Raw genomic sequence first — 16,234 nt, 5'->3', positions numbered from 1 at the left:
TATCCTTATAATTATTATAGTTTTGGTTATTCCCAGTCAAACTTATATAGCACATCAACATTTTGGTATAGGCCGCTCGTTATTTCTATGTATAACTGTGAAAGTAACTGATATCGCACAGCCACCTCACTGAGCGAATCAAATACACCCACGCTATATTTAACTTGTAAGCTGGGTGCTACGTAACCTGATATTTCTACTTTGGTGCTATCGCCACTACCAGATGAGCTTAAACTTACATCTGATAACCCAAAGGTTTCACCCACCTTAGAAACAACCCCTTCGCTGCGGCTAACCCCTTGAGAAAGTAATAACTGTGTGAGCATAGCATCGCTTGACGAACTTTCTCCATCGCCTAAAGGTTGGCCATTAAGTAAATATGCGAGTGCTTGAGCTTGATCCATCGCAGGCTCAGAAAATATTTTAAGCGTTGGTTGTTCAACATTACCCGTGAGCGTAACCCCTGCAATGACACCATTTGCAGTCGTATCGGGGTTACGTATTGCTTTAATATTTAAAAATGGTTGTTCAATTGAACCGCTAAAACCGACTTGCCCGGTGCTGATTATTAAATCTTGCCCAAAGGCTAAGTAAGTACCTTCAATTAAGTTAAGCTCACCAGTTGCAATAATGGGCGCACCTTGACTCATTTTTATCGCTAAATCACCCGCAACTTTTGATTCCAAGCCAAACGATTCTACTTTTACATCGTTTTTAACAATCACTTTTAAATCTATGTCGTAATCAAACGGGACTTTTTCGGTAGCTTCAGTTTTTTGATCAACAATAATTTCATCATCGCTAACTTGCACCGCCCCCTCAGGGAGCTCTTCAATCATTATGCGACCGTAAGGCACAACTACCTCACCAACAAGCTTGAGTGCATTATTAGCCAAACCTATTTTTAAGTCTGGCGATACTTTAAAAGTAACTCCCTGCTGCGCGCGAACATAAAACTGCTCGCCAACTACCGCAACATTTACAGCAGGCTGCGCACCTTGCCAATCAACATCACCTGTTAGGTTTATTTTACCGCCCTGATTGTCGTTTAAGTTGCCTTTTATTGTGGCTGTTGTTTTATCAAACAATACGTTTATGTTTGATTTTTGCAGCGCTATAGGTAGTTGCTCGCCCTCTAAACTAATATCGCTAACGTTAAGCTCGCCATTTAATAAAGGATCTTTTAACGTACCTGCTAACGCGACTTTCCCACTAATATCACCTTTTAATTGCTCGAGAGTTTCAAGAAATGGTTGTAAGTCTGAAAGGAGTATTTTATCTATATTAATGGTGCCATTAAGCGCTTGAGTATTTTGTATATCGTCGATATTAATTTGTGTATTTATTTTACCAAGTACACTTGATTCTAAGTTAGCTTCAAGCTTGCCAATTTGAGAATCCGAAAATGCACTGATACTTAACGTTTCGATAGGTAATTTGAAACGATCTTCATCAGAGATTAAAACCGCAGTTAAATCGCTAGAATCGATATTTGCACGTAATGTTTTAAGTGCACCGCCATGCCAATTAAGTGCGACATCGCCAGCAACATTACCGCGAGCCCGAATATTATCAGGCAAAAAGTGCTTGAGCTCTTCAAGTGCTAAGTTACTTAATTTTGCATTTAACTGACCAAGTTCTTTTGTTTGAGCTAGCGTGTCTATACATAATTCACTTTGCTCAGATGCCCAACAATGCGCGCTTACATTAAAGTCGCTGGTTTGAGTATTAACCATAATGGCAATATTTTTAGTGTTACTAAAGCTTAGCTTTTTATCACTAAGTGTTATATTGCTAAGCTCGCCATTCCAAGTGGTATTATTAATTTTGCCATTAACTTCCAGCTCTACACTGCCTTGCTCGGCATCTACTGATGCCGTAAGTTGGTGATCAGTTTTATCGCCGCTGGCATCAATTTTAACGCTATTAATTTTTTGGTCGGCCACAAGCGCCGAACCAACACTTACCGATATATCCGTTTGCCAATCGGCAGCGGTATCTAACTGCCCTTTTACTGATAATTTATTAATGTTTATTTCATCAAAAATAAAGCGATCTAGTATTAACGCTAAATCAACAGAGGGCGTTAATCGCTCACCTCTCACTTTTAAATTTGCGTTGCCATCAGCAGTAAATGGAATATTAGCTTTTTCATCACTTTTTAGCGTTACTTTGCCATCAACCTGCCAAGTATCATCAACTTGTCCGCTTAGTACTAACTTATTGGTGCCGCTACTTAAATAAAAGCTATCAATGTTCGCTTTTAACGTATTGTCGAGCTTAAAGTTTGAAGCAAATTCTAGTGGTACATCGTTAAGTAATCCGCTTAACTTTGTATTATCCATTTGTAGCTGCCACGCATCAGCTGCGGCATTATACGAGCCTTTAAACTGCCCCGAAATATCACTAGTGACAGCGTCAGTTAAGTACTGCGCTTTTAAGTTAGCAAGCGTGCCGTTAAAGCTAGCCTGTATTCCTTTTTGCCAATCAACATTGGCTTTTATAGTTGCACTGCTTTCGTTCGCTTTTATGCTTAGCGCTTGTAATGTTGCTTTGGTGAGACTGCCTTTTAATTGGGTCTTTAAGTCAACAGCTGGGTAAGCGCCTAGTTGGCTATTCGCCTGCAGGCTAAGCTGATAGTCGTCAGTATTACCTTGTGCGTTAAGGTTAACATTTCGTACTTTAAGCTCATTACTTTGTGCATCAATAAGCCACTGCTTAATTTTGCCATTTAACTCAAACGGGTAGTTTTTTTGCTTTAAATTTGCTGTTGCCGTTAAATTAAGTGGATATTGCCCCTGTGTTTCTAAATTTAAGTTTAGGTTTGATAAGTCGCCACCTAGCTCCAAGTTAGCTTGGTGTTCATCACTTTGTAAAACAACACTCCCTTTTAAAGGTAAGTTTCCTGCAAGCTCAGCGTTAAGATGTGTATTGAGCTGCCACTGTTCATACTTTGCTGAGAATGACTCTAAATTAACAGCCGCATCTTCTACATTTAACCGCAGCGCTATATTTTCAATAATATGCTGGGCTTCGCCTTGTTCTATCGTAACTTCAGCTATTTCAAAGTCCTCAACGACTAAATCAAGTGGCGAAGTAAATTCTATATTAGGCAAAGCAGGTAAATGCGTTAAAGGCGCTTGAGCATTTTGCGCAGTTTGTGTTTTCGCGTCTTGTTCTTGCTCTTTTAAAGCAACCAGTATGGTAGGGATATTCAGGCTTTTAACCGTGAGCTTAGAGCCCTCTGCTTTTGCTGAGAGTTTAAAGTTATCCACACTTACGTTTGCGCTTGGATGCTCTAGAGTAAATTTGTTTATCGCAATATTTTTTACAGCAATATTAAAAGGTAAGCTGATTTTTTCAAGCGGCTCTGTCGGGGCTTCTTCTTGTGATTCTGCAGTTTTTGGTAACGTTAAATCTATAGATTTAGCACTTAAGTTATCTATACAAATCCCATCGCATTGCCACCAAAACAAATCAATTTTCAATTGTTGAGCATTAAAATCCAAGCCATTGCTAGTAAAGCGTACATTAAAGGCATCATTATAAATAAAACGGCCATCTTTGATTTCAATATGTAGGCCATCTACGGCTTTGTTTGCACTATAGGCAATAAATTGATTACCGGGTGCGGTAAATAACAAACAAAATAGTGCAACAACTAACGTGACAAAAATAGCACTTACGGCGGCTGTTATCTTTTTTAATACTGACATTAAATTTCTGGCCCTATGGTAATACTTAAACGTGTGCTTTTACTTTCTTTTGTTAATCCCCAAGCGTGATCTATACGCACAGGGCCAACGGGTGTTAAATAACGAAAACCAAAACCAGCGCCTACTTCAAAGTCATCAGAAAAATCATTCGTCGCAGTACCACCGTCAACAAATAAAGCCGCGCGCCAGTTTTGAGCAAACTGATAGTTGTACTCTATTGTACTGGTTAGTAAGTATTTACCACCGATGAGGTCACCATCATCATTTTCTGGCGATATTGATTGGTACGCAAAACCACGAACACTTTGATCGCCACCTGCGTAAAAACGCAGTGAGTAAGGTACGTTTTCAATATCATCAACTAGCATTGCACCTACATTTGCTTTTAAAAACACTAAATGCTTATCTAAATAAGTACGTAACCATGCATGTTGCATTTGCACCCTAATCAAATTAGTACTCGAAAGTACATCATCTAAACCAAACTCAGCAGATATAAGCCACTGCTCTCCCCAATAAGGAGTCGTGCCGCCTTTTGATTTTTTGCGCGCGTAGCTAATGCCGGGCATTAACATTTCGGTGCTTTCTTCAGGCTCATCACCAATGCGATAAGTTTCTTGGTCACGGCGTAAAAATGCAGTACGCACCCACTTATTTTCGGTCAACCATTGTCGCTGAACTTGCCCCGTGAGTATTTCACTGTAAGTGTCGTTTGTTAGTTCATCTTCTAACTTGTAGCCAACAGAGAAACGCCATAAATCATCATTAGGATCATCAACTGGAATTGTATAGGCCATGGAAATATCTTGCTGTTTTTGTGCCACGTTTAGATTAGTTTCGAGGTAATGGCCGTCTTCTGTGATCCACGGTTTACTCCATTTAAAACGCACTTTGGGTCCTAAGTCAGTGCTATAGCCGCCACCAACTTCATAGCTATTAGCGGGCTTAGGGAGTACATCTACTTTAATAGGAACTTGGCTATTTTGACGTGCTGCAATATCAGCATAAACACGCACACTTGCGAAATAAGGGGTGCTTGATAGATCTAAATTATAATCAGCAATATGTGTTGATTTATAAGGTTGGCCCTGCGAGAAAGGCGCTATAGAGCGTATGTATTTTTCAGCGGGTGTATTAGTGGCAATTTGTATATTGCCAAACTGATACCTGACTCCGGTATCAATAACAAAAGTAATAACAGCACTATTTTTTTTAACCGACACTTCTAATTTACGTGCTGGCCACTTAGCATCAAAATAACCAAGTTCTAATAGCATTGATTCTATTTTTTTATGGGTTGAGTCGTATTTACCATGATTTAGAACATCGCCTTGTTTTAAGCTGATGTTGTTAATTAATGCCTGTAATTGGGTATCGCTTTGGCCATCCCCATTTAAAGTAATGTTAATTGCTTCTATACGAGTTGCAGGCCCTCGCTCAACTTTAACGATTAATTCACTGTCGTCTTTATCAAACTCAACTTCAACGGTTGGGCTGTAGTAACCAAGTGCTTTGATACTATTTTGTACTTGCTTTTGAGCATAGCGGCGAAGTGTACGGGTTGGCTTCTCACCAATTAATTGCTTGAGGTAAAGGGCTACGTTACTTTCTAAATCACCATTTAACCCTTTAATTTCGTAATCTTCTATGACTTTTTCTGCCGCATAGCTATTTGTCGCAATTAAAGCGATCACAACACACATGCAACGTAAAAACTTAATAAACAAGTAAATATCCTTACTTTTAATATCTTAAATACACAGTTAACGAATTAAGGGCATATTAGCATAGCCATAATGAGCAACACATTAACTTAATGACAATCTAAGGTGATAAATTATGTATTGTATAAAGGTTGATATAATGAAAATTAGTACGCGTTAGGACAATATTTTAGTTACAATAGTGCCTACGAATACAAAATTAATTTTAAATGAGTTTTTAATGCAATTCCCTGATGATGATAACGGCCAACTTTTAGCCGAAATAGCTGCTGCTGGCATTGATTTAAATAAAATGCACCAAGTCGATTTTTTTATCTTATTTGAACAAGAAGCCGATGCTGAAAAATTTGCTAAAGAAATAGTCTCTGATGCATTAGTTCAAAACACTGAGCTTGGAAAATGTAAAGACACTGGCGTTTGGGAAGTAATCACTCAAGTACAAATGGTGCCAGAGCACACCCTTCTTGGACAAGCCGAGCAATACATTGAAAGCATTGCTAACAGCTTTAATGGATACGGTGACGGTTGGGGATTGATGGATGATGACGAGGCTTGATTGCCTTTTAATCTAATGTACTCGATCAGTTAAGCTTATCGGCTTAACTGATTTGCTTTTCTAAAATTCCCTTTATAGTCAAATAACTTGTCTGCCACTTTCCAACCATACTTTTTACTTTTTCGTGCAATAACAAAATCCGGTGGTACTAATTCAAATTGTGCTTTTACTACTTGCTCTGCAGTTTTAAAGTCTATCGGTGTTTGCCCAAGCCCCACGCGTTGACCAAATTGCTTATTAAATATAAATTGCCCGCCTTTATTTGCCAGGTTATATACCTCATCGCAACTTGCACCATCTTCATCAAAATACGTTATTTTAAAGAGCTCATCTTTAATTTGAGTTACTGATAAACCACTACAACGAAGTACAAGTGCGTCTTTTAGGTTTAAGGCATTACGTAATTTATCATCAGGATCGGCCATTACCGCGCCGCAATCGTGGCATTTACGTGCAGCAATATCATTTTGGGCACCGCACTGCTCACACTCTTTAAACCTAAAACGATAATCGCACTGCTCTTTATGCCCATCATCATCTTCTAACAGCCCTTTACATCGCCTGCCAAAGTGCTCTATTACTTTTCCTGCGGAATCAGTTTTACCCCAAAATATATTTGCAAAACCACAGCCAGGACAAAGTACCTGCACAGGTTCATTATCACTATCGCCTTTTTTATCGCCTACTTCTGGGTGAAATAAATTAAAACCATTGCCGGCATAATCGATTACTAAGCAATCTGTTTTTGATTCAGATAACCTGAGACCTCGCCCCACAATTTGTTGATATAAACTAACTGATTCTGTAGGTCTTAAAATAGCTATAAAATCGACGTGTGGCGCATCAAAGCCGGTCGTTAGTACCGATATATTAACTAGATACTTTAATTGCTTAGCTTTAAATTGCTTAATGATTTTATCGCGCTCAGTGTTTGGCGTATCACCTGTTATAAGTGCGCTTTGATGAGCTGGCAAGTAGCTTAATATTTCCTGAGCATGCATTACCGTGGCGGCAAAAACCATAACACCTTCACGCTCTTCACTGTATTGAATAACTTGCTGTAATATAGCTTTCGTTGCGCGCTCACTGTTTTTTAAAAGCGCATTCATATCATCAGTCTTATATTGCCCAAATGCTTTGCTATCTAAGGACGAAAAATCATAATGGCTAATCGCTGCATCAACTTCGTTTGGCGGCGTTAAATAATTATGTTTGATCATATACCTGAGCGGCAATTCAAAAATACAACTTTTAAACGGACTTTCTTGAGTACCTTTAACAAAGCCATGATAATGATGATGGTATATCCACCCCGTTCCTAGCCGATAAGGTGTTGCTGTTAAACCCAATACTTTTAACTGAGGGTTATATTCTTTTAAACTGTTTATTACTTTACCGTACTGACTTTTTTTATCCCCATTTACCCTATGGCATTCATCAATAATAAGTAACGAATAATGCTCATTTAATTTATTTAAATTACGAGAAAGTGATTGCACACTAGCAAACGTTACTTGATGGTTTAATGACTTTTCTTTTAAACCTGCTGAAAATATACTCGCCTCTAAACCAAAACTTTTATATTTTTGCGAATTTTGCTCTACCAACTCTTTTACATGAGCAAGTACTAATATTTTTTGCTTAGCAATACGGGCAAGTTCAGCAATAACAAGGCTTTTACCTGCACCAGTTGGTAGCACAATAACGGCAGGATCATTACTCTTTCTAAAGTGTAAAACGGTGCGTTCTACGGCTTCTTGCTGGTAAGGTCTTAGTTTATAGCTCATGGGAAAACAAATAGGTTTGAGTAAGGAGATTTTAGCAAATAATAGCTGGGAGTTTTAAACTTAAATTATATTTTATTGAGGGTAAACAAAAAAGAGAAGCCGAAGCTTCTCTTATATTTAGCTTTAGGCTAAAAATTTCTCAAGCTCAACACCTTCAAACGCTTTAGGACGACGGCCACGGCCTGTCCATTCAATAGTCTCACCATTAAGTTCCATACGGTACTTAGGCTTAACTTTAGTACGCTTGTCAGATGCTCCATCTTGTAAATCTTCTAGCGTAAGTCCTTTTTCTTTTAAAAGATCCAAAACTTCCTGTTTCGCTTTTTGCTGCTGGGTATATTTTGAAATTGCATCATTGATAAGCTGTTGAGCTTTTTCAAGATCCGTTAATGATGCTGTTTTAATAAAAGATCGGACTTCTTTCATTTATATCTCGCTAAATTGTGTGATTAGATTTATTTAAATATTCTTTTTTAGTATAAGGGTATTTTTCAAAAATAACTACGACACATAATTTATTAATGTATATAAAATTTATTTATAAAAAAACCGCGATTAAAATCGCGGCTTTTATCATTTTATATAAATAACAATTAGAACTTAGTAGTAAAGCTTAACTGGAAATAACGACCAGTAACATCATAAGCTTCACCAACTGTGTTTATACCTGATGCTCCACTTACTGAACTTTGGTTTGCTACAGGAGGTTGCTTATCAAAAACATTTCGAACTGACAAAGTAACGTCTGTTCCATCAGTGATGTTATAAGTACCTGATAGATCATGATAAATAACAGTCGGAAAGCGATTAAACTTGTCTAAAGGAGCACCAGTTGAGAAATTTTGGTTTCCTTCAATATTACTATCATTTGAACTTGCCCAGTACTTCATGCGCCATGATACTGTAAAGTCATCAACTGCATAGCCTAAATTCAAATTTGCACGATTAGTAGGCGTTAATACTTCACCTCTGTAATCTATCTCTTCACCAGATTCAATTGATGTTTCAGCATACTCATACAAGTGATTCCAAATCAAGTCAGCTGATAATTGCCCGTAAGCAAATTCTTGTTTGTAGCTTAATTCAATATCCAAGCCTTTTGTGCTTAAATCATTTTCATTGCTAGTACCAGAGCTAACTTCTGTCAAAGCACCTCTTGTATCACGTATTGCCCCACCACATGTAGCATCAAAGTCAGATGGATCAACACCGTAGCATCGGTTTAATACAGTTGTTCTAGCAGTGGTAGCAATAGCGTTATCTACAGCAATATCGTAGTAGTCAAGCGTTAATGAAAATTCATCAGTCACTTGCCAAATAGCGCCAACACTAAATGAATCAGATGTTTCTTCTTTTACATCTTCATTACCACCAACATAACCGCCAGTGCTTTGACGTTCAATAGTTGTTAAATTGAATGCGCCTTCAGTGGCAACTCGATTAGCCACTTCAGCGATAGAAAGACAGTTAGCCGCTACATTACCTGTTGATGATGCAGTAATTGCATCACAAGGATCCGCAACACCTGAAAATGTTTCACCTCTACCACCGAATAAATCAGCAATATTTGGAGTTCTAATAGCTCGCGCTGCTGATGCTCTTAATTTTACTGTATCTGTAGGAGAGTATTGTACACCTGCATTCCATGTTGTTTGTCCACCAACAATTTCATGATCTGAATAACGAGCGGCTAAATCTAGTTCAACATTTTCGAGAACTGGTAATACAGTTTCAACAAAAACATCGTTAGTGTAGAAGCTACCATTCGTAGGCTCAGATTTATTTGTACTTGAAGCACCAGTTTGCGCTAAATCACCTGGAGAGTATGAACCTTTTTCAAGACGATGTTCTGCACCAACAGCAAGTCCAACCATACCACCTTCTAGCTCAATTGGTAATTCACCTGAAAGGGTTGTTGAAAAGATAAATTGCTCAACTTGACCTTGAGATTTTGCAGGTGATCTTACATATGCAACAGCTTCATCAGACAAAGTTCCTGCACCGAACAAATCTAAAGGCACACATCCTTGAAGTACTGCTAAATCATTAGAACATTGGACGTTACCTTCTGCGTTAGTGTATACATCCAATGCATTTGCAGCACGTTCAACATTTATTTGACCACCATTTTCTTGGCGTTGGTCAGTTTTACCCCATGAAATATAAGAGTTTAAAAGCCAGTTGTCATTAATTTCCCAATCTATACCTGTCGCAATACGGATAGTATCACGCTCTAAATCTGTTGAACGAGCACCAAACTCAACCATACGGCGAACTAACGTTGGAATATTATCATCCATTGTTAAATCAGGATTATCAGACATTAAATTTTGGCGTAAAAGGTCTGGAACTAAAGGGCTTCCCAGTTTAATCCCACCAACACCACCACGTGAAGGTAGATATACATCATCCGTAGTAAAAGGAGTTGGTTCAATAGTCGAGTTGTATGTTTTAGATGAATTCCAGTTTACTTCCGTGAAAGAGTGGACACTATCTGAAATATCTTGTTTAAAATTAACTGCTGCGTATTTACGTTCAAGCGGAGTCACTAACTGTCTGTAAGAAGCACGATTGAATGAGTTCTCATCACCTACATATGGTGTACCATCTGCATTATATCCGCCAACACGGCCTTGAGGTGGGTATGAAGAGTTTTGAACACCTACATATTCACCACCTTCATCATTCAAAAATATAGCTTCATCATATCTTGAGAAGTCTCGATCGGATGACTTCAGACCCTTATCATCATCATATCCAGCAGCAATTGTTACACTACCTGAATCCCAGCTATTACCAGCAGTAAGGTTTAAAGAATATTTTTCGCGATCAGATTCATCTGAAACACCTGTTTGAGCGTTAACTTCAACACCTTCAAAATCGCTTCGCGTAATTATGTTCACAACACCAGCAACAGCATCTGAACCATAAACTGCTGAAGAAGCACTTTTAAGAATATCAATACGTTCAATCATTGATGCTGGTATTGCATTTAAGTCAACCGCATAACCGCTTGAAGGAGAAACACCTGACACAAAGCGACGACCATTCACTAACACTAAAGTTCTTGAGGAACCTAAGTTGCGTAAAGACGTAGTGTTAAGACCAACGCCTGTAGTACCAAATGCACTATTTGATTGATTTGAACCAGCAATAGTGACCGGAGATTGATTCAAAACATCGGCTACATTCAATGCACCCATTTGAATAATATCACTTCGGCCAATTGATGTGATTGGCACGGTTGTTTCAATATCAGTGCGCTTTATGCGTGAACCCGTTACTTGAATACGCTCTACTTTTTCAACACCTTCGTTTGCAGCGATTGTGTTCATAGAAAAAACAGCTGTAGATGCTGCACCAAAAGCAATCGCTAAGCGAACAGCTTTCGAAACTTGATTATTTAACATTGGATTCTCCCTAGAATACTATTTTAATTATTTTGCCTTCAAAACAGTCTGCATTTAATTGCAGTACCTATTTTGATTCGAATAGTAGTCCTAACTTATACAAAAGGTCAACACTTACGCAATCAAATAAACCCCTTTATTTACAATGATTTAAAGAAACAAAAAACTTACATGATGCCATTTTTGCATTATTGCATCGCTTGCAAAAAACGGATTTTAAATATGTGTAACACTTAGAAGAAATCATACCTAAATATCATATTAGACAAGTTACTAACTTTCCTAGAACGCCAGACCATGTAGATGTAAAAGCATGCAAAGGAATAAAGGATTACTTCACTTTTTTAAAAAGAAAAGTCCATTAATCTGTACGTTTATTGATTTCTAAAACCCTGCATAGATTGCAAACTAACCAAAATAGCTAAGGTATTGTTGTAGCAACGACTGCTTAATATTTGAACGGCAAAGTAAGGTGAACGCTGTTATTACGTGTGATGTAATGTGGGGATACTGATAGCTTTAAAACTCAAAGATACTAAGGCACCACTCCATTAATATAGTAATAGGCGTATCAGATATCATCAAGGTTGAGGGCTGTACTACCCAAGAATATATCCAATCACCACATTTTCAGCTTAAGTAATGAAAAATAATCTTTCGTTGGTATCCATTATGTTTTTTAAACTTCTGAAGAACCTCTAAGTAAATCCAACAATTTCCTGTGTAAAGAAACGTAATATCAACTAGATGTAAAAATTTTTGCCTAGTTATAGCGCAATTTACTTATCGCTAAATAGACCCCATATATGAGCCGGTTGGTATAAACACATTTCAGGACGAGAAAAGGAAAACATAAAAAAAGCCTACTGAAATTTCAGTAGGCTTTAATATTAAACGCTTTCGTTTATAAACTTATTTACTAAAGATATTAGAAACGTAAGTTTAGTCCTAAGTTGAAACGTCTGCCGTATACGTCGAAAAACTCACCATCATCGTATGTGCCAGGATTTCTAGGAGGTGTAATATCAAATAAGTTTGAAACACCTAATCTTACTTCAAGCATTTCGCTAACAGTATAACGACCGTTTATTGACCACTCTGTATAAGAAGGAACATCATTATAGTTGTTATTTTCAGCAGTCCACTCTCTGTCTAATACTGTTGAATGACGGTATTTACCAATCATACCTACGTATAAATCATCGTAAGTATAGCCTACCGTTAGGTTACCCTGCCAACGAGGGTATCTTACTTCACCAACTGTAGGTGTTGGTTCATAGCCTTCGCTAGAAACATCTGTATTAAACTCTCTATGCTCAAGGTAACTTGCTAGTAAACGGAAGTTAAATGAACCGTAGCTCGTTTCATACTTGTATGTACCTTCTAAATCAACACCTTTAAGAGAGTAAGATGCTAAGTTATATGGTCCATTACGAACCTCAGAAATATCAAGAGTCGTAGGATCACGGTCAACTAAGTCACAAGCACTATTATCTAAACTAGACGCTTCGTAACAATCATCAATAACACGCTGTGCACCTAAAGAGTTAATTGCATCTTCAACGTCAAAACTCCAATAATCTGCAATTAACGTGATATTTTCAGTTGGGGTATAAATTACACCAAATAATGTATCGTCAGACGTTTCTTCTTGAAGATTTGCATTACCAGAATTTACACTTGGCGGAGTAACACTACGCCAATCATCAGATGGTCTCCAATCTCCAACTGTAGTACCTGGGTTTGGAATACCTGCTGCTTGACAGTTAGCAATTAAGTTTGCTTTTTTGCTATCACTCGCTGTAGATATATTAGTTTGGTCACATGGATCGCCGTAAGACGCAAATGACTGAGTACCAGCAGAATAAAGTTGAGATAATGATGGAGCACGAACCGACTTAGACTTTGTACCACGGAAACGAAGTTCATCGTTCATTGCGTAGTTAAAACCTACCTTCCAAGCTACATTATCGCCAACTGAAGAGTAATCCATGTAACGAGCGGCTAACTCAAGGCTTAATGAATCAACGAAAGGTGCATCCACTAATAGTGGAACTGACATTTCAACACCAATTTCATCAACTGTAAATTCACCATCCCATGCTTTTACAAAGTTACCAAACACTAGATTATTCTGCATTGCTGCACCAGGTTCATTAGAACCAGTTTCTTTACGATGCTCAGCACTTAAAGCAAAAGAAACACCACCAGCAGGCATATCAAAAGCATAACCTGAAATAACACCACCAATAACTTGCTGCTGTTTAACTTTAGAAATTGATGCTGAGGTAGTTACGTAATCTAAAGCTTCTTGAGACGCACCATTAAGACCAAATAGGCTTAATGCCTGACAACCATCTAACGCACCAACTAAAGAACCATCTGAATCACGGTCAGCACAACGAATTGCTCCGTCAATTTCTACCGCGTCAATAGCCTTATTAAAGTTCTCAGTAAGGAATTCACCGTTCCATGTTGTGTCGTTTTTATTACGGCCGTAACTAAAATATACTTCGTAATCGAACTCTTCTAGTAATAAACCTTGGAAAGAAAGAGTTGTATTAAGTGTTGTGCGATCATCTTCATAGGTACGATTACCAAAACCCGAAGCGAGCTTATAAATTGTAACTGAATCTCTACCAGCTTCATCTAATTGGGCTTTAGCAGCTGGGTCCAAAAATGCATTATCTGAACGAATCGATTCAGCAAGGAAAATTGGGCTACTTTCTGCATAAGCACTTGCTTTTGAGAAAGAAACTTCAAAATTCATTGAATGATCATCAGCATAATTATTTACTATGTTTGTAAAAACATTGAAACGATTAAGTGGTGTTGCAAGATCTTGATGCTCAATAAATTTGTAACCATTAGAGAAGCCGTCACCAAAATATCTAAGTTGATTATTCGGCGCAGGTCTTGTTACACCACCAACTATAACGGGACTAAACTCACCATTATCACCAAATACAACATGGCCATCAGGTAAGAATGCATCACCTGCGCGATCGTAATAACCTAGTGTTTGCAAACCGGCAAATTCACCTGTAGCTAAAATATTCTGTGGAATTCCATCCGTGTCAGAAACGTTATCAGGGTTTAGCATCCCAGAAACTGGGTTACGAAGAAAGTCACGGTCTTGAGCTTCAAGCTGTTCTGTTTCTGAGTAAGATAAGCTCGTAATAAAACTTATTTTATCGCTTTCCCCACCAAACGTGAATGAAAAAGACTCTTCTTCACCACCACTTTGTTCTGTAATAGATTTTTTGTAGTTGAAGTCCATAGTATCTTGAGACTTTTTCAAAATAATATTAACTACACCCGCAATTGCATCTGAACCATATACTGCTGACGCGCCGCCATGAACAATATCCATACGTTCAATCATTTCTGTCGGAATGCCGTTTAAATCTACCGCAGGATTATCTACAGAAGCACCTACGTATCGACGACCGTTTACAAGTACTAAAGTACGACCTTCTCCAAGCTGACGAAGATCTGTAGTATTTATACCCGCACCAAAAATAGTGTTAGTAGTTGTTGTAGGTGCAGAGCCTACGCCAGATGAAGGAAGCTTTTGTAACAAATCTGAGATATTTGTAATGCCGGCATTAGATAACTCTTCGCCAGTGATCGTAGTTACAGGAGTAGGTGAAACCTCTGAAAAACGCTTAATACGTGAGCCTGTAACCTCTATACGTTCTACTTTTTCAACGCCTTCTTCTGCCGCAATTGTATTTGCAGCGAAAACAGCCGTTGATGCTGTACCAAAAGCAATCGCTAAGCGAACTGCCTTTGAAATTTTATTGTTTAACATTTGATTCTCCCTAGAATACTATTTTATTATTTATGCTTAATTTTTAAAATTAATGCGCAATAAAGCCACTTAACAAGACTAAAAATGCCTATATGAAGGTACAGTAGGACTGTATTGTGTGACGGATGATAGTACTAGAGAAACAAAAAGGTCAACACATTATTAACTTTAAACCAGCAAAAATAACAAATGTGCCTTTCACTATTACAATAAAACCAACAGTAAGTAGATGATTTTATTGAAAAAGTAATATATTTATATTTAAAGCTTATATCACCTTAAAATTAAACACTTAAATAACAACAACTTGAGTTTTTGTAAAGATTTGTAACAAAGCATCGCTAAAATATATAAAAATATTCATATTTAGTAGACTTATCTAAAGCTGCAGCTTTAAAAAAGCGTCTTTTTTATTTAAGGTAAAATAAAAAACCTTACTATCAATTAGATAGCCTCACTTTTATACCTTAACAATAAGATGTATATGTGATTACTTTAGTCTTTTCGAGTATATGACTTATAGTATGCTTGTAAAATTTATTATAGGAATTGACCCAATTAATGTGTAAACATACATAATCACTTACTCCTTCCTTATTTTGCAATCTGAGTTGTAAATTTTATGTTTTTGAACTTAGATATGTGGAAAAAACCTTTTGAAGTAATCACTTAAATTTTATCCTGATCTTTTTAGGATAGGCAGATTATAACTAGGCTACCTGTGTGGCTTTTATGTAAATACCTACTACTGCCTGCATTTAATTTGTTTGAAAAATTCAGTTTAGAACTATCGGATACACATGTCAGATTATAAATTTGGTTATATTATTTTGTAATTTGACCTACATCGTGTTTAACCTGATTTATTGAGCTAGCCAGCTGCAAATCATAAATAAACTTTCTTTGATATCTCGTAAAAATGTTCATTATCATTTTTATACTCGAAAAGAACATCGACTAATGAATGTTTGTTTAATGAGGGTAAATTATGAGCTCAATTGTGAAGGTAAGACTTAAACATTCGGTTACTAACTGGCCAATATTATTCATTAATACTTTTTCTCACAATATTGAAACCATCTCTTTAATTACTAATTTTATAACATTCACTTGAGTATCACATCAACCGGTAAATCAAAGTTAAAATATGCAAAATTATCAGATAAGCTACATGTATTTGATACGTCCTAAACTAAAATTTATAATTACTCAGAATAAAAAAGCTAT

General features: G+C 37.3%; 7 protein-coding genes. 1 reads left to right on the top strand and 6 read right to left on the bottom strand.

Features of this window, described 5'->3' with window-relative positions; translation table 11 throughout:
• Positions 1-26 precede the first annotated feature (26 nt).
• The gene (locus tag WNY98_RS14420; protein ID WP_342878218.1) at positions 27-3,716 is read right to left on the bottom strand and encodes a translocation/assembly module TamB domain-containing protein; all 3,690 of its coding nucleotides are present in this window, start codon (positions 3,714-3,716) and stop codon (positions 27-29) included.
• A complete protein-coding gene (locus WNY98_RS14415; RefSeq protein WP_024599770.1) occupies positions 3,716-5,443 on the bottom strand; it encodes an autotransporter assembly complex family protein in 1,728 nt (575 codons plus the stop codon). Before WNY98_RS14415 ends, WNY98_RS14420 begins: the two co-directional genes overlap by 1 nt.
• Before the next feature lie 217 nt (positions 5,444-5,660).
• Between WNY98_RS14415 and WNY98_RS14410 the strand changes: the two genes are divergently transcribed.
• Positions 5,661-5,996 carry a ribonuclease E inhibitor RraB gene (locus tag WNY98_RS14410; RefSeq protein WP_024599771.1) on the top strand — a complete coding sequence of 112 codons (336 nt, stop codon included), beginning with the start codon at positions 5,661-5,663 and terminating at the stop codon, positions 5,994-5,996.
• A gap of 35 nt (positions 5,997-6,031) precedes the next feature.
• Here WNY98_RS14410 and WNY98_RS14405 read toward each other — a convergent pair whose 3' ends face one another.
• From WNY98_RS14405 to WNY98_RS14390, 4 genes are all read right to left on the bottom strand, one after another.
• Positions 6,032-7,783, bottom strand: coding sequence for a DEAD/DEAH box helicase (locus WNY98_RS14405; RefSeq protein WP_342878217.1), 1,752 nt, complete (start codon positions 7,781-7,783; stop codon positions 6,032-6,034).
• A gap of 123 nt (positions 7,784-7,906) precedes the next feature.
• The gene (locus WNY98_RS14400; protein WP_007586043.1) at positions 7,907-8,209 is read right to left on the bottom strand and encodes an H-NS histone family protein; all 303 of its coding nucleotides are present in this window, start codon (positions 8,207-8,209) and stop codon (positions 7,907-7,909) included.
• A 167-nt stretch (positions 8,210-8,376) separates the two neighbouring features.
• Entirely contained in the window at positions 8,377-11,193 is a 2,817-nt protein-coding gene (locus tag WNY98_RS14395) for a TonB-dependent receptor (RefSeq protein ID WP_342878216.1), read from the bottom strand.
• Positions 11,194-12,121: 928 nt separating this feature from the next.
• A complete protein-coding gene (locus WNY98_RS14390) occupies positions 12,122-15,007 on the bottom strand; it encodes a TonB-dependent receptor (protein WP_165721643.1) in 2,886 nt (961 codons plus the stop codon).
• Positions 15,008-16,234 lie beyond the last annotated feature (1,227 nt).

The organism is Pseudoalteromonas sp. AS71 (assembly GCF_038900275.1).
Taxonomy (GTDB): Bacteria; Pseudomonadota; Gammaproteobacteria; order Enterobacterales; family Alteromonadaceae; genus Pseudoalteromonas.
The sequence above is the reverse complement of the archived record's forward strand: the minus strand, read 5'-3'. Positions and strand labels throughout refer to the sequence as shown.